The sequence below is a fragment of the Clostridium sardiniense genome (assembly GCF_019753795.1).
GTDB lineage: Bacteria > Bacillota > Clostridia > Clostridiales > Clostridiaceae > Clostridium > Clostridium sardiniense.
In genome coordinates this window covers 58,206-74,789 of sequence record NZ_JAIKTU010000009.1, presented here as the reverse complement: position 1 = coordinate 74,789, position 16,584 = coordinate 58,206, and the positions used below count along the sequence as shown (strand labels likewise).

General features: G+C 28.6%; 19 protein-coding genes. 18 read left to right on the top strand and 1 reads right to left on the bottom strand.

Annotated features, from left to right (window positions below; translation table 11 throughout):
• Positions 1 to 65: 65 nt before the first annotated feature.
• From spoIIAA to holA, 8 genes are all read left to right on the top strand, one after another.
• On the top strand, positions 66 to 401 hold the full coding sequence (spoIIAA, locus tag K5V21_RS11875) for an anti-sigma F factor antagonist (protein WP_221861426.1): 336 nt from the start codon (positions 66 to 68) through the stop codon (positions 399 to 401).
• A gap of 13 nt (positions 402 to 414) precedes the next feature.
• Positions 415 to 849: an anti-sigma F factor gene (gene spoIIAB / locus K5V21_RS11870; protein ID WP_204593743.1), complete on the top strand. Its 435-nt coding sequence runs from the start codon at positions 415 to 417 to the stop codon at positions 847 to 849.
• A gap of 9 nt (positions 850 to 858) precedes the next feature.
• Positions 859 to 1,614 carry an RNA polymerase sporulation sigma factor SigF gene (sigF, locus tag K5V21_RS11865; protein ID WP_204593744.1) on the top strand — a complete coding sequence of 252 codons (756 nt, stop codon included), beginning with the start codon at positions 859 to 861 and terminating at the stop codon, positions 1,612 to 1,614.
• 131 nt (positions 1,615 to 1,745) lie between these two features.
• Positions 1,746 to 2,204 (top strand): stage V sporulation protein AC, encoded by a 459-nt coding sequence (gene spoVAC / locus K5V21_RS11860; protein WP_204593831.1) that lies wholly within the window; start codon positions 1,746 to 1,748, stop codon positions 2,202 to 2,204.
• A gap of 20 nt (positions 2,205 to 2,224) precedes the next feature.
• Complete coding sequence (gene spoVAD, locus K5V21_RS11855; protein ID WP_204593745.1) at positions 2,225 to 3,247, top strand: stage V sporulation protein AD; 1,023 nt, start codon at positions 2,225 to 2,227, stop codon at positions 3,245 to 3,247.
• A gap of 20 nt (positions 3,248 to 3,267) precedes the next feature.
• The gene (spoVAE, locus tag K5V21_RS11850; RefSeq protein WP_204593746.1) at positions 3,268 to 3,621 is read left to right on the top strand and encodes a stage V sporulation protein AE; all 354 of its coding nucleotides are present in this window, start codon (positions 3,268 to 3,270) and stop codon (positions 3,619 to 3,621) included.
• Between the two features lie 51 nt (positions 3,622 to 3,672).
• Entirely contained in the window at positions 3,673 to 5,367 is a 1,695-nt protein-coding gene (locus K5V21_RS11845; RefSeq protein WP_221861425.1) for a ComEC/Rec2 family competence protein, read from the top strand.
• A 23-nt stretch (positions 5,368 to 5,390) separates the two neighbouring features.
• A complete protein-coding gene (gene holA, locus K5V21_RS11840; RefSeq protein ID WP_221861424.1) occupies positions 5,391 to 6,425 on the top strand; it encodes a DNA polymerase III subunit delta in 1,035 nt (344 codons plus the stop codon).
• 103 nt (positions 6,426 to 6,528) lie between these two features.
• Here holA and rpsT read toward each other — a convergent pair whose 3' ends face one another.
• Positions 6,529 to 6,792, bottom strand: a complete 264-nt coding sequence (gene rpsT / locus K5V21_RS11835; protein WP_204593749.1) for a 30S ribosomal protein S20 — start codon at positions 6,790 to 6,792, stop codon at positions 6,529 to 6,531.
• A 177-nt stretch (positions 6,793 to 6,969) separates the two neighbouring features.
• Between rpsT and gpr the strand changes: the two genes are divergently transcribed.
• From gpr to hrcA, 10 genes are all read left to right on the top strand, one after another.
• The gene (gene gpr, locus K5V21_RS11830; protein WP_221861423.1) at positions 6,970 to 7,944 is read left to right on the top strand and encodes a GPR endopeptidase; all 975 of its coding nucleotides are present in this window, start codon (positions 6,970 to 6,972) and stop codon (positions 7,942 to 7,944) included.
• 150 nt (positions 7,945 to 8,094) lie between these two features.
• Positions 8,095 to 9,159, top strand: coding sequence for a stage II sporulation protein P (locus K5V21_RS11825; protein ID WP_221861422.1), 1,065 nt, complete (start codon positions 8,095 to 8,097; stop codon positions 9,157 to 9,159).
• A 63-nt stretch (positions 9,160 to 9,222) separates the two neighbouring features.
• Positions 9,223 to 10,284 (top strand): stage II sporulation protein P, encoded by a 1,062-nt coding sequence (locus K5V21_RS11820; protein WP_221861421.1) that lies wholly within the window; start codon positions 9,223 to 9,225, stop codon positions 10,282 to 10,284.
• Between the two features lie 63 nt (positions 10,285 to 10,347).
• Positions 10,348 to 10,722: a hypothetical protein gene (locus tag K5V21_RS11815; RefSeq protein WP_221861420.1), complete on the top strand. Its 375-nt coding sequence runs from the start codon at positions 10,348 to 10,350 to the stop codon at positions 10,720 to 10,722.
• Positions 10,723 to 10,857: 135 nt separating this feature from the next.
• Positions 10,858 to 12,663, top strand: coding sequence for a translation elongation factor 4 (gene lepA / locus K5V21_RS11810; RefSeq protein WP_221861419.1), 1,806 nt, complete (start codon positions 10,858 to 10,860; stop codon positions 12,661 to 12,663).
• A 120-nt stretch (positions 12,664 to 12,783) separates the two neighbouring features.
• Positions 12,784 to 13,056: a hypothetical protein gene (locus K5V21_RS11805; protein WP_204593755.1), complete on the top strand. Its 273-nt coding sequence runs from the start codon at positions 12,784 to 12,786 to the stop codon at positions 13,054 to 13,056.
• A 285-nt stretch (positions 13,057 to 13,341) separates the two neighbouring features.
• Positions 13,342 to 13,509 carry a hypothetical protein gene (locus tag K5V21_RS11800; RefSeq protein ID WP_221861418.1) on the top strand — a complete coding sequence of 56 codons (168 nt, stop codon included), beginning with the start codon at positions 13,342 to 13,344 and terminating at the stop codon, positions 13,507 to 13,509.
• A 193-nt stretch (positions 13,510 to 13,702) separates the two neighbouring features.
• Positions 13,703 to 14,143 carry a hypothetical protein gene (locus tag K5V21_RS11795; protein ID WP_221861417.1) on the top strand — a complete coding sequence of 147 codons (441 nt, stop codon included), beginning with the start codon at positions 13,703 to 13,705 and terminating at the stop codon, positions 14,141 to 14,143.
• An 88-nt stretch (positions 14,144 to 14,231) separates the two neighbouring features.
• Positions 14,232 to 15,356: a radical SAM family heme chaperone HemW gene (gene hemW / locus K5V21_RS11790; RefSeq protein WP_221861416.1), complete on the top strand. Its 1,125-nt coding sequence runs from the start codon at positions 14,232 to 14,234 to the stop codon at positions 15,354 to 15,356.
• Positions 15,357 to 15,529: 173 nt separating this feature from the next.
• On the top strand, positions 15,530 to 16,561 hold the full coding sequence (gene hrcA, locus K5V21_RS11785) for a heat-inducible transcriptional repressor HrcA (protein ID WP_221861415.1): 1,032 nt from the start codon (positions 15,530 to 15,532) through the stop codon (positions 16,559 to 16,561).
• Positions 16,562 to 16,584: the final 23 nt, after the last annotated feature.

The following is a 16,584-nucleotide window of genomic DNA, read 5'->3' as shown; positions in this document are numbered from 1 at the left end:
GAAATAGAGTGGAAAATATAAATTAGGAGGTGAATTACTCTAAAGCAAACTTTAGGGTAGCTTATATGTATCTTAAATTTGAAAAAAGTGATGAGACTTTAATTGTTCATCTAATAGGAGAGTTAGATCATCATAGTGCAGAAGAGGTTAGAGTTAAGATTGATGATAGAATAGAAAGAGATAACATAAGAAGAGTTATATTAAACTTTAGTGGCGTAACATTTATGGATAGTTCAGGAATTGGAGTAGTTGTAGGAAGATACAAAAAGGTATTGTCAAACGGTGGGAATATTTGTGTAGCAGATGTTAATAAAAGTGTAAATAGAGTTTTTGAATTATCAGGATTATTTAAAATTATAAAAAAATTTAATACTGTAGATGAGGCAGTAAGGTGCGTTTAATGGAGGGGTTTTCATGTATGATAATAAAATAAGTATTGAATTCTTAAGCAAATCTCAAAATGAGGCTTTTGCAAGAGTAGCAGTGGCAGCCTTTGTTTCACAGTTAGATCCTACAATAGAAGAATTAACAGATGTAAAAACTGCAGTATCTGAAGGGGTAACAAATTCTATTATTCATGGATATGAGAATAGAGAGGATGGGAAGGTTAGAATTGATGCATCTATAAAAGGAGATGAAATTGAGATAGTTATAGCTGACTTTGGTAGAGGAATTGAAGACATAGAAAAAGCAAAAGAACCATTATATACATCAAGACCTGACCTTGAAAGGTCAGGAATGGGCTTTACTGTTATGGAAAGTTTTATGGATAGTTTAGAAGTATATAGTGAAAAGGGAAAAGGGACAAAGGTGGTTATAAAGAAAAAATTTGATACTGAATTAGGTTAGGGGAATAATATGAATATTGAGAATTATAAAAGAGAGGAATTTAATTATGATGATAATTCTGAGCTTTTACCTTTAGCTAAAAGTGGTAATCAAAAAGCCTTAGATAGATTGATAGAAATGAATCTTCCATTAGTATCTTCTATTAGTAAAAAGTTTTTAAATAGGGGATATGAATATGAAGATATATATCAAATAGGCTCAATTGGGCTAGTTAAAGCTATAAAGAATTTTGATGATTCATTTAATGTTAAGTTTTCAACATATGCAGTTCCAATGATAATTGGAGAAATCAAAAGATTTTTAAGAGATGATGGAATGATTAAGGTAAGCCGTAATGTTAAAACTTTAGCTAGAAAAATTCATTACTGCAAAGAAGAGCTTACCAAAACCCTTAATAGGGATCCTACAATCGATGAGTTAGCCGAATACTCTGGAATAGATAAGGAAGAAATTGTTATAGCTATTGAAGCATCATCTAGTATGCAGTATTTATATGATACAATTCATCAAGATGACGGTGCTCCTGTGCTCTTAATAGATAAGCTCAGTCAAAAGGGAGAAGATGATACTTCTATGATTGACAGAATAGCACTAAAAGAAGCTATAGGAACACTAGATGTTAAGTCTAGACAAATTATAATGCTTAGGTATTTTAAGGATAAGACACAAGTTCAAGTAGCCAAAATGCTTGGAATAAGCCAAGTTCAAGTTTCTAGAATAGAAAAAAAGGTACTATTAAAAATGAAAGAAAAATTAAAAGAATAAAAAAAGAAGGATTTTAAATCCTTCTTTTTTATTTTCAAAAATTGAGCATATTTTCCAGTGTTAGATTTAAATTTTTACAAATACTAATTATATCAATTTAGAAAGGGGCTGTAATTTTGAGTAAGAAAAAAATGAAAACTAAAGAAGAGTCTGTAAAACAAAGGTTCCAAACTCTTTCCAAAGAAAGCGAGCCTAAACCACAACTTACAAGAAATTGCATTAGAGCATTTTTTGTTGGTGGAATAATTTGTGATATAGGACAATTAATATCAAATATATTTTTGCAACTTGGATTTCCAAAAGAAGAAGTTGCAAGTATTTCAGCAATAATAATGGTATTTTTAGGGGCACTTTTAACAGGTGTAGGGATATATGATAAGATTGCAAATTATGGTGGTGCAGGTACAGTAGTACCTATAACAGGGTTTGCAAATGCAGTAGTTGCACCAGCTATAGAGTTTAAAAAGGAAGGCTTTGTTTTAGGAGTTGCTGCAAAAATATTTACAATAGCTGGTCCAGTTTTAGTCTATGGTATTGGAACTTCTGTAATTGTGGGATTAATCTATTACATAAAAGATTTGTTTTTTTAAAGTAAGGAGTTGGATTTAGAATGGATAAAAAGATTAAGAAAGTTGGAGGTCAAACAGTAAAACTAGAACATCCTCCAAGAATAATATCTGCTTTTTCAATAGTAGGTCCAAAGGAAGGCGAGGGTCCTTTAAAAGAGTATTTTGATGAAGTTTTAAGCGATGAAACTTGCGGAAAAGAAACGTATGAAAAGGCAGAGAGTGAAATGATGTACACAGCTATAACCCAGGCTATAAAAAGAGCTAGTTTAAAAGAAACTGATATAGATTATATGTTTGCAGGAGATTTATTAAATCAAATAATATCTTCAGGTTTTGCCGCAAGAGATCTTAATATACCATTCTTTGGACTTTATGGTGCTTGTTCTACTATGGCTGAATCTTTAGGGCTTGCAGCTTTAATTATGGATGGTGGATTTGCAAATAATGTTGTTGCATCGACTTCATCACACTTTTGTGCGGCTGAGAGACAATTTAGATTTCCATTAGAGTATGGATCTCAAAGAAGTAAAACAGCTCAATGGACAGTTACAGGTTCAGGAGCAATGATACTTGGAAAAGAAGGCACTCAATTTCCAAAGATTACATATGTTACAACAGGAGTTGTTAAAGACTATGGAATAATGGATGCAAATAATATGGGAGCTGCAATGGCTCCAGCTGCAGTAGATACTTTATATAAGCATTTCAAAGATACAGGAAGAACTCCTAAAAGTTATGACGTAATAACAACTGGAGATTTAGGGAAAGTAGGTAAAACTATTTCTGATAAATTAATATTAGAATATGGTTATGATATAAGAGAAAATCATGTGGACTGCGGTGATATTATATTTGATAATGAAGTTCAAGGAACTGACTCAGGTGGAAGTGGATGTGGATGTTCTGCTGTCGTAACTGCTGGATATATATATAAGAAGATGATGAGAAGAGAAATAAAGAGTGCCTTAGTAATTTCTACAGGAGCTCTTATGAGCACTACATCATCCCTTCAAGGTGAAAGTATTCCAGGAATAGCTCATGCGGTTGCTATTGAAATGGATTAAAGAAAGGAGAATATAGTCATATGGATTATGTAAAAGCATTTATTGTAGGTGGTCTTATATGCGTTATAGCTCAAATACTTATGGATAAAACCAAACTTACACCAGCTAGAATATTAGTTTTATTTGTTACCTTAGGTGCTATACTTGGAGCATTTGGAATATATGATAAACTTGTTGAATTTGCTGGAGCTGGAGCTACAATACCACTACCAGGTTTTGGTAACTCCCTCGCTGTTTCAGTAATAAAAGAGGTAAGGGAAGTTGGATTAATTGGAATATTTAGTGGAGGAATAAAGGGTGCAGCAGCTGGAATTACAGCATCTATTTTCTTTGGATATTTAATGGCAATTATATTTAATCCAAAAAGCAAATAAAAGTATAAAAAATGATTATCTGTCAATAATCATCTATGAGGTGATAAGGTTATGAGGTTATTTGAAATAGGCAAAGTGAAATTACCTATTTTATATATAGCTATAGCACTACTTATTAGTAGTTTATATTATAGATATTTTGATAGAGATTTATGGCTAGCTATTATTTTAGTTAGCCTTTTATTTTTATGGGTATTTTTAAAAGAAGGAAAGGAATTTTTAGTTTTTATATCATTTGTATTTATTGTTGGAATTTTAATAAATAACAATTTTTATAATTTTAATATTAATGAATATGAGACCATAAGAGTTGAAAGAAATTATTCTTATGGGGGAGTAGGTAAAGTAGATGGAAGAAAGATTATTCTAAAAGGTAGCCTAAAAGGATGTAGAGAGGGAGATTTAATATTAGCTAGAGGAAGCTTTAAAAGAGATATAGACAAAGAAAAAGGTATAATTGGAGAATTTAAAATTAAAGAGTTTAAGGTTGATAATAAAAGTATATTTACTAAATTAGCTAAACTTAAAGAGAAGTTTAAAGAGATACTAACTGATAATATTGGTATACGAAAAGCTTCACTAGTTACATCTATAGTATTTGGACGAGATAGTACATTAGATAAAGAAGATGAAGAATATATGAATAGATTTGGTGTTATACATGCACTTAGCGTATCTGGACTTCATATAGGTATTATATTCCTAATATTTAAGAAGCTTATAAATGAGAAGGTATCTCTTGTAATGACATTTATTTATGTAATTATGACAGGAATAGCTTTTTCAAGTCTTAGAGCATTTATAATGCTTTTATTCTCAAACTTAGGATTCATATTAAAGAGAAAATATAACCCAATAGGTGGTATAGCTATAAGTGCTATAATAATATTTATTATGGCGCCATACTGTATTTTTAATATAGGATTTTTATTATCTTTTAGTGCAACTATAGGAATACTACTATATAGTAAAAAAATAAGAAGAAAGCTATATAAAATACCAGAATTTTTAGGTGATACAATAAGTATATCACTTGCAGCACAGATATTTACTCTACCATTACTTATAATATTTTTTAATGAGTTTTCTATTGGGTTTATAGTGGGAAATATTATTTTGATTCCAATTATAAATTTAATTCTTATAATAGGAGTTATATGTATTGCTATGATAGGAATTCAAGAGATATTTGATTTCTTAAGTTTTATATTAAATATAATAATAAATATTTTAGATGATACAATAGACATATTCATAAACTTTATTCCAGAGACTTTAAATATAACTGTGGAGTATGCTTACTTTTATATAAGTTTATTAATTACATATTATCTATATAAAAGAGGAGTTAAGAAAATTAGAGTATTACCTATTGCTTATATAGTCGTTATTTCTATTAATTTATATAGTTTAAATCCTAAGATAACTTATAGAAAAGAGGGCGGGTTAGTAATAGCTTATAAGGGGGACAGGATAGTAGTTTCTGATAAAAAAGCTAATATGGATGATTTGAAAAGTAAAACTGCATCTTCAAAAGGATATAAAGATTTTAAGAAAATAAATATAGCGGATAGTTATTACTTAGAAAAAGAAGGAAAAGATTATATTCTAAGTGTAAGTGGAAGTAATTATTATTTAAATGTATCTGGTGGGAATAAAAAGGAAGTGAAATATGATATAATAAATTTCAAAGATAATGAAGCCAGTGAGATTATTATATTAGGTGATGATATATTAGTAAAGTAAATTGAATTTGAAAGGTGATTAGTTTGATAAATTATGAAACATTAGAGAAGGACATAAAAAATCAAAAAATTAAGAATTCATATGTTTTTTGTGGTGCTGATGAAGAATTAATTAAAGAATCAGTAGGGAATTTAGTAAAGCCATATATTGATGAAGGGCTTAGAGATTTAAATTTTATTAAGTTTGATGGAGTACAATGTACTTTTGATGAAATTATGAATGCGTGTGAGACTCTTCCATTTATGGCCGAAAAGAAAGTAGTTATAGTCTATAGATGTGCATTTTTAAAAGAGAAGTTAGATGCTTCAAGCAAGAGTTTATATAATAGTATTAAGGAATATTTAAAGGATATGCCAGAACATACTATATTGGTTTTATATCATGTATTTGGTGATAAGAGAGACACTGTAAAGAAAAATAAAAATATAATGGCGCTAGATAAAATAACTACTGTAGTTCAGATAGATAAACTAAAGAGAGATGGTTTTTATAAAAGAGTTGACTCTATGTTTAAAGAAAATAATAAGAGTATAAATAAAATAGAACTTAGGTATCTTTGCGAAAAGCTTCCGATGAATTTAGATATAGCTAAAAAAGAAGTTTCTAAAATTGTTGATTACACAGGGAATAGAGAGATAAGTAAAAAAGATATTGATTTATTAATTCCAAATAAAAGCGAAGACGATGTATTTGATTTAGTTGATTTAATATCACAAAGAAAAATTGAAAGAGCACTTGATATATTAAATGAACTTTTATTTAAAGCTGATCAACATATGCTTATAATTACAACCATAGAAAATCAATTTAAAAGACTGTATGATATAAAGATTGGGCTATTAAAAGGTAAGAATGTACAAGAATTTATTGGAGAATTTAGAATACCTCAATTTGTTGTTGAAAAATTAATCCTTCAAAGTAAAAAGTTTTCGAGAGGACAGCTTGAAAAAATATTAACTTTTTGTATAAATACAGAGAAAAATTTAAAGAGTAGTTCAGGAGATAAAAAAGCAGAGCTTGAATTATTCCTTTTAAATATCGCAATGGTTAAAAAGTAAAAATACCTCACCACTTAGTGGTGAGGTATTTTTATGTAATTAAGATATTCTTAATCAAATTCACTAAAAGTAAATAACCGACCGTCAAGGTCGGTTTATGTTACTATGCCATAGCATTTAACTTTGCAGCTAGTCTTGATTTCTTTCTAGCAACCATGTTCTTGTGTAGAACTCCTTTTGAAGCAGCCATGTCTAAAGACTTAGTAGCTTTAACGAATAAAGCTTTAGCTTCTTCAGCGTTGTTAGCAGCGATAGCAGCTTCTAACTTCTTTATAGCAGTTTTTAAAGCTGATTTAACCATTCTATTGTTTAAAGTTTTTGTTGCAGTAACTTTAATTCTTTTCTTAGCTGATTTTATATTTGCCATTACTTTTCACCCCCTCTAAATTTTATAGGGCCTCATAGCAGAATTCACAGAGAATTTGCGTACGAGTTTACATTCAACAAACCATATTATAGCATTGAAGTTTATTATATTCAAGTATTAAATTTAAACAAAGAGGAAAAATAATTTAGAATACATAATAAAATAAGAGGTGAGAGTATGTTAAACTTTAGAACAGACCTTGCAATTGAAGCAAAGGAAGACTATGCCAAGGCTCATAAAAACGACATTGACGGGGTTATTGTAGACGAAGATATAATAAACGATAGTAAAGTTACAAAAGTAACAATAAAAAATGAGGATGGAGCAAAAAAGTTAGGAAAACCGATAGGAAATTATATAACCGTGGATATTCCAGAGTATACAGTATATGATGGAGAGATTATGGATGATGTCTCTCAAGCGGTAGGAAAGACACTAAAAGCTTTAGTAAATATTAAGCAGGATAAGACAGCTCTTGTAGTTGGACTTGGAAATTGGAAGGTTACTCCAGATGCCCTTGGACCTAAGGTAGTAGAAAAAATAATGGTAACAAGACATTTGAAAGATGTAATGCCAGAATCTATTGATGACTCAATAATACCAGTTTGTGCTATTGCACCTGGAGTACTAGGTATTACAGGAATAGAGACAGGAGATGTTATAAAAGCTCTTGTAGATAAAATAAAACCAGATATAGTTATATGTATTGATGCATTAGCATCTAGAAGAATAGAAAGGGTAAATAGAACCATTCAAATAAGTGATACAGGAATATCACCAGGAGCTGGCGTTGGAAATCATAGAATGAGAATAAATGAGGAAACATTAGGCGTAAAGGTTATAGCAATTGGAGTACCAACAGTAGTTGATGCTGCAACTATTGCAAATGATAGTATAGATTTAGTAATAGATGAGCTTATAAGTAAGTCTGAAAAAGATTCAGCGTTCTATAATATGATAAAAAGTATAGATAAGCATGAAAAGAGTGTACTTATAAAAGAATTATTAAATCCATATATAGGTGATTTAATGGTTACACCAAAGGAAGTTGATTTAGTAATAGACTCCCTTTCAAGAATAATTGCAAATGGAATAAATATAGCTGTACAGCCGAACTTAGATATGGAAGATATAAATAAGTTTATGAGTTAAAAGCAGGTATTGATTAAATATGGAAATAAAAAAGGTTAGAATTAAATTCTGATCTTTTTTATTTATATATAGATAAATTCATTAATTAAAAACATATAATAACTATGTAAATTCCCTCATATATATTTATAAATGAGGAGGGGATAATAGGTGATATCAAAAACTAAAGGAAGAAAAATAAATAGCTCTATGGATATAGGAGTTATAGTACTACTTATAATTATAGTTATATTCTTTGGAAGATGTATTTATATAATGAAAAATAATAATGAGAGAGGTGGACTTGCATATGTAGAGCTTTTAAATTTTTCACTGCCTTTAGTGGAGACTCAGGTTTATGATAGGGAAGCTTATTATGAGAATAATCTATCTCTAAAAAATATAGCGCTAGAAGCAGTTGGACTTTCAGATATAAGTGGAGAAAAATTAATAAAGAATGAAATGCCTATATTTAAATTGAACGAAAAGATATTAAAGAGAGATGAAGTAGAAAGGTATGATTCTTTTCAGTTAAATCAAGGGGCAATAATAAAATATACAGAAGAAGAAAAAAGTAATCTATATAATCCAAAACTTAAAAAGGATCTTAATAAATCGAAGCCAGAAGTTCTAATTTATCATACTCATACAGGAGAAGGATATTCAGAGAGTAAGAATTTTAGTGATGATCCAAATCTTAATGTAGTTGGAGTTGGAAGTATAATAGCTAAAGAACTTGAAGAAAAGTATGGTATATCAGTTATACATGATAAAACAGCTCATGATGTTTCTTATAATGATAGTTATGATAGATCTAGAGAAACTATAAAAAAATATTATAAAAATTACGGTGACAGCTTCAAATTGGTAGTTGATATCCATAGAGATGGTATAGATCATAAAAAAGCTACAAGTAGAACAAAAGAAGCTTTTACAGCTAATATAAATGGAGAAGATATGGCGAGAATAATGTATTTAAATACAAGAGGAAGCTCTAAATTTAAATCTAATGATAAAATGCAAAAAGAATTAGTAAGTATAACTAATTCTTTGTATCCTGGTCTTATAAAAAATGTTGAAACATGGAATGGAGGAATAAATCTACTTAATCAAGATATATTTAACAACTCAATTCTTATAGAAGTAGGGTCAAATATAAATACATCAAAAGAATCTATGACAACTGCAAAATATCTTGCGAGAGTAATAGCTGAATATATAAATAAGAAAAAATAATTTACTAAAAGAATAATTATGTAAATCTCCTCATATATATTTAAAAGTGGGAGGGGATAAGATGTGATATCAAAAAGTAAAGTGAAGAAAATAACAGGTTCCATGGATATAGGAATTATGATTTTACTTATTTTCATAGTTGTATTTTTTGGAAGATGTATCTATATATTGAAAAATAACAATGAGAGAGGTGGCCTTGCGTATGTAGAACTCTTAAATTTTTCAATACCCCTAATAGAAACTCAAGTTTATGATGAGGGTGCCTATTATGAAAATAATTTATCACTAAAAAATATAGCATTAGAAGCCTTAGGGCTTTCAGATATTAGTGTGGCAAAGTTAGTAAATAGTGAAATCCCGATGTTTAAATTAAATGATAAATTAGCAAAAAACGACCAAGTAGAGGAGTACACTCCATTTAAATTAAATGATGGTGCAGTATCAAAGTATACAGCGGAAGAAAAAAATAATTTATATAATCCAAAACTTAAAAAGGAGCTTAATAAATCAAAGCCAGAAGTTTTAATATATCATACACATTCAGGAGAAAATTATGCTGAATCAAAAAAGTCAACTAATGATCAAAATTACAATGTAGTTGGCGTTGGAAATGTAATTGAAAAAGAACTTGAGGAAAAGTATGGTATATCAGTTATACATGATAGGACAATACATGATACTTCATATAATGATAGTTATAATAGATCAAGAGAGACTGTAAAAGGATATGCAAAAAAATATAATGATACTTTGAAACTTGTAATAGATATTCATAGGGATGGTGTTGATCTAAAAAAAGCAACTCAAAAAACTAAGGATCTATTTACAACAAGTATAAATGGTGAGAGTATGGCTAAAATAATGTATGTAAATTCAAGAAGCAGTTCCAAATTTAAAGCTAATGATAAGTTAGAAAAAGAATTATCTGCAATAACTAATGAATTATATCCAGGACTTGCAAGAAAGACGTACACATACGATAGGGGAATAAATTCATTTAATCAAGATATATTTAGCAATTCAATACTTTTAGAGGTTGGAGCTAATATAAACACATCAAAAGAAGCTATGACATCAGGTAAATATGTTGCAAGAATAATTGCTGAACATATAAATGGGGAATAAATGAATAAATTTACTTAAAGTGGAAATCTTTATAAATAGGAATTTTTAAAGAGGTGAAACTTTATGAAAAAGAAGAAGTATTTAATAATAATATTTTCAAGTTTTCTTTTAATATTTGCTAGTATTGGATTAGTAAAAATTAATATTATAAATACTAAATCATTGTCACCAGTAGGAAACACTGATGATAATAAAAAGATAGTTAATACAGAGTTTGGGGAAGAGTTTAATAGTTTTATTCAAGATAATTCAAATGTTAAGATTTATAATAATGAAAATGAAGGGGAATATTTAGTAACTATAAATGATAAAAGAATAAAAATAAAAGAGGAATCATATCTAATAAGTGGAATGAAAAAAGCTGTTTTAGCAGTTAAGAATATATCAGTAAATTTAATTAATGACATAGAGGCCCTATTTGAAAAAATAATGCCTTAAAATAAATAATAAATAGCAGTTATATTAACCTATAAATTATTGACACTTACTATGCAAAGTGTGATATAATTTAGCTTGACTTTAATATATGGGGGTGAAATAACTGCTTTTGTACATAGAAGGGCAGTTTTATATATGAAAAATGATAGACAAAAATTTATTAGAAATTTTTCAATAGTAGCGCATATAGACCACGGTAAATCAACATTAGCAGATAGATTATTAGAAATTACAGGTACTTTAACTAAAAGAGAAATGGAAGAACAAGTACTTGATAATATGGAAATTGAAAGAGAAAGAGGAATAACAATTAAGTCTCAAGCAGCAAGACTTATTTATAGAAGAGAGAACGGAGAAGAATATATATTAAATCTTATAGATACTCCAGGACACGTAGATTTTACATATGAAGTATCAAGAAGTTTAGCAGCTTGTGAAGGTGCAGTATTAGTTGTTGATGCAACACAAGGGATACAAGCACAAACATTAGCAAATTGTTATTTAGCATTAGACAATGATTTAGAGATAAGTCCTGTTATAAATAAGATAGACCTTCCATCTTCAAGAGCGGATGAAGTAAAGCAAGAAATTGAAGATGTAATTGGTATTCCAGCTGATGAAGCGCCAATGATATCAGCTAAAACAGGATTAAATGTAGAAGATGTATTAGAAGCTGTAGTTCGTGATATTCCAGCACCAAGAGGAGATGAAGATGCACCTCTTAAAGCCTTAGTTTTCGATTCATACTATGATACTTATAAAGGTGTTGTAAGTTATGTAAGAATTAAAGATGGTATAGTAAAAAGAGGAACTAAAATAAAGTTTATGGCAACTAATAAAGTTTATGATGTTACAGAAGTTGGAGTATTTACTCCAGGATTCTTACCAACAAATGAACTAAGAGCAGGCGACGTTGGATATATAACAGCATCTATTAAAAATGTAAAAGACGCTAGAGTTGGGGATACAATAACTGAGAGTGGAAGAGAAACAGAAGAAGCACTTCCAGGATATAAGCCAGCTATTCCAATGGTTTACTCAGGTATATATCCAGTTGATGGAGCGAAATATGAAGAATTAAAAGAAGCATTAGAAAAACTTCAAATAAATGATGCAGCATTAAATTTTGAACCAGAAAGTTCAGTTGCATTAGGATTTGGATTTAGATGTGGATTCTTAGGATTATTACATATGGAAATAATTCAAGAAAGAATAGAGAGAGAATTTAATCTAGATATAATTACAACAGCACCATCTGTTATATATAAGATAAAAAAGACTGATGGAGAAGTTTTAGATATTACAAATCCAACTAATCTTCCAGAAATGAGTGAAATTGATTATATGGAAGAACCTGTTGTAAAAGCATCTATAATAACACCAACTGAATATGTAGGAGCTGTTATGGAACTTTGTCAAGATAGAAGAGGAACATATATTGATATGCAATATATGGAGGAAACAAGAGCTGTAATAAATTACGATATTCCTTTAAATGAAATAGTTTATGACTTCTTTGATACATTAAAATCAAAGACAAGAGGATATGCATCATTAGATTATGAATTCAAAGGATATGAAAGAGCAGATCTTTGTAAGCTTGATATTCTTCTAAATGGAGATGTAGTAGATGCTCTTTCAATGATAGTACCAAAAGAGAGAGCTTATCATAAAGGAAGAGGAATAGCTGAAAAACTTAAAGAAATTATTCCAAGACAACTTTTTGAAGTGCCAATACAAGCAGCAATAGGAGCTAAAATCATAGCAAGAGAAACTGTTAAAGCTATGAGAAAAGACGTACTTGCTAAATGTTATGGTGGAGATATATCAAGAAAGAGAAAACTTCTTGAAAAGCAAAAAGAAGGTAAGAAGAGAATGAGACAAGTGGGATCAGTTGAAGTGCCACAAGAAGCATTCATGTCAATTTTAAAAGTAGATTAATAAATGTTTTTAAGAAACTCTAATTAAATTAGAGTTTCTTTTTTATAAATTTTGATGTAAGAATTAATTTATTTATGTTGCATATACATTACTATAAGAAATTATGGAGGTGTATATTAAGTGATAGAAGTAAGTAGAAGAGATCCAAAAATAAAGTGTAAGAAATTAAGAAGAGAGGGGATCATAACAGGAACCCTTAGAAGATGTAATGGAGACATAATTCCTATAAGTGTAAAAGGAAGTAGTATAGACACCTATGTTAACAATAATGGCTTAAATAATGAACTTATTATATTATTCGATAATAATGAAATCAAAACAAGGATATATAGAGTTCAGAAGAATCTTATAATGCATAATGTAGACAATATAGATTTATTAGAAAAGAAATAAAGTGATAATTTAAGCGTTAAAGTTAAAAATTTAAATAATAGTATAAAAATTTATTGAAAAAGTGCTTACTTTATTAGTAAGTGCTTTTTATGTTTTATGTTATTTTTAAAATTAGAAGGATATGTTTTAGTTAATAATTTTTTTAGGTAGGATAGTAATAGATACGTAAATTGACAAAGCTATTACTTCGTATTTATAAAGTATTCAATTGATCTATATAATAGCACTTTAAGCGATGTTCTTGCAGATAGTGGAGAGAAAATCTTTTATTAGTGGTTACATGTATTGGTATATGATTTGAAAACAGCAATTGTAACTAGTGTTTTTATTATGTCATTCACTGCTTTAACTGGAACAGCTGTACATATAATTCATGGAGGAACTGACGGATTAGCTTTAATAATATTTAGAGTATTTGCTATTGTTGGTTTTAGAGAGGTGGCAAAATTTTAAAATAAAGAAAATGATAAGAAGTTAAATAAAGTATAAGGTGTCTTTTAAATTATATTTGGAATTGATCTTATAACTTAAATAGTTTAATTTATAATAAAATAAGTTTTTATAAATTAAAATTAAAGTTTAATTAAGTTGAGTGAAAAAAGATACTTTTTAATGTATAATAAACAAAAGAAATGGAGGGTGTCAGATGTTTTTAAAGGAACTTAACAATGAAGAGGCAGTAGCATTTGTAAATTTATTAGATCAATTTGCAAACGTAGATAATGAAGTTGCTAGAGAAGAAAAGAGATTAATAGAAGGTTATGTAAAGGAACTTGGATTAGAGAAGGATAAAGTTGGGATATTATCTTATGATGATATAGTAGCGGTTTTAAAGAAAAGTAAGGAAAGAATAAAAAGAATTATATATTTTGAATTAATTGGACTAGCTTTAGTAGATGGAAATTATGGAGATTTAGAGGTAGATTATTTAGATAAAATAGCAATAGACCTTGACATAAATAGAGCTCAGAAAATAGCATTTGCAAACTTTTTCTATAATTTCAAAGAAATACACGATTTTTCTGTAATAGAAACTGAGAATAAAGAATTAAAGCTGCTTGAAGAGCAAGCAGAAGCGTTACTATAAATTTATTAAAGAAGATTCTAATAAATTAAGATTAGAGTCTTCTTTTTTGTTATAATAATTAAAAGTAAAAGAAGAAGGTGAATTTAAAATGAAAGAAATTGCATTATATGTACATATTCCATTTTGCAAGCAAAAATGTTTTTACTGTGATTTTCCATCATATGCTGGAAGGGAAGGTCTAGAAGATGATTATATAAATTCTTTAATTAAAGAGATAGATATAAAGTGTAGCGATAAAGTTATTAAAAGTTTATTTATTGGAGGTGGAACACCATCACACTTAAATGAAGATAATCTATATAAGTTATTAAATAAGTTAAATTGCCTAAGTTATATAGAGAATGCAGAGAGGACTATAGAATGTAATCCAGGAACATTAACAGAGAGTAAGCTTAGAATTATAAAAGATTGTGGGATGAATAGAATAAGTATGGGACTTCAGACAACTAATAATAATCTGCTTAAAAAAATAGGAAGGATACATACAATAGAAGAATTTTGTGAAAATTACAATAGAGCTAGGCAGTTTGGATTTGAAAATATAAATATTGATATTATGTTTGGTCTACCAGATCAAAGTATTTCTGATTATGAAGAAACATTAAGGGGGATTATTAAGTTAAAGCCAGAGCACATATCATGTTATAGTCTAATTATTGAAGAAGGAACCCCTTTCTATAATATGAGTGAAAGAGGTATTCTTAATCTTCCAAAAGAAGATGATGAAAGACAAATGTATAAATTAACTAAAGATATATTAGAAGCTAATGGATATCATCAATATGAAATATCTAATTATTCAAAAGAAGGTATGGAATGTTATCATAATAAAGTTTACTGGAAATGTGAAGAGTATTTAGGAGTAGGAGTATCATCTAGCTCATATATAAATGGTAGTAGAGTAAAGAATATAGATAGTATAACAGAATATATCGAAAGAATATGTAGTGGGAAAGATATATATGAAGATGTTGTAAAAAATACTGCAAAAGAAGATATGGAAGAGTTTATGTTTTTAGGACTTAGAATGATCCAAGGTATAAATAAAGATGACTTCAAAAATAGGTTTAAAAAAGATATATATGATGTATATAGATCAGTAATTAAGGAGAATATAAAAAAGGGCCTTTTAAAAGAAGAAAATAATAATATTTATCTAACTGACAAAGGTATAGAACTATCAAATTACGTTATGAGTGAATTTATATTGTAAAAAGTAAAAAATAGAAGTAAATAGAAGAAAAATAAAGATAATATGGATTAAATCGAATAAATTAATATTAAAAAGTAAAAATTCTCGTTGACAAAAATAATCAACGAGAATATTATTTAAATATAGTCATTAGCACTCGTTGTTAGTGAGTGCTAATAAGTAGAGGTGATGATATGGTTATTGATGATAGAAAAATAAAAATATTAGAAGCTATTATCAATGATTACATTAAAACTGGAGAGCCAGTAGGTTCTAGGACAATAGCAAAGAATCATGACTTAGGAGTTGGATCTGCAACAATAAGAAATGAAATGGCAGATCTTGAAGATATGGGTTATTTAGAACAACCCCATACCTCTGCAGGAAGAATTCCATCAAGCAAGGGATATAGATTATATGTAGATAGTTTAATGGAAAAACCACTTTTAAGTAAAGAAGAAGATTTAAAGATAAAAGAATATGTTATAAACTCAGCAATGTTAGAAGTTAATAAGATAGTTAAAAATGCAAGTGCTTTACTTTCAGAATTAACACATCTTACATGTGTTGTAAAAACACCTTCTATGAGCATGAGCTATTTAAAATCTATCCAAGTTATGAATCTTGATGAGAAAAGCCTTTTAGCAGTAATTGTTACTGATGGTGGACTTATTAAGAATCAAATAATTAGAATTAATAAAGTGCCTTCTATAGAAGTATTAAATAAAATAAATATTATCTTAAATAAAAGGCTATTACATCTTTCAATAGATGAAATTAACTTGGAGGTTATAAATAACTTAAAAGTAGATTTACATGGGTATGAGGAAGTATTTAATGCAATGCTCCCAGCATTATATCAATGCTTAAAAGAAGATGATACATCTAGAGTATTTATGGAGGGTGCAACAAATATTTTTAATTTCCCTGAGTACAACGATATAGAAAAGGCAAAAGAGATATTATCACTTCTTCATAATAAAGATTGTGTTGTTGAACTTATAGAACCTGAAAATGATATAACAATAAAAATAGGTGATGAGAATTATATTCCAGAAGCAAGAGAGTGTAGTGTTATATCAGCTGAATACTCGCTAGGCGATAGTGCAAAAGGGACTATTGGATTGATAGGACCTAGAAGAATTAACTATTCAAAAGTAATCGCAATAATGGCACAGGTCATGAAAGAATTGAATAAGACTTTAAAAGGACAGTCTAAAAATTAAAGAAGACGAGGTGTGTATAAGGA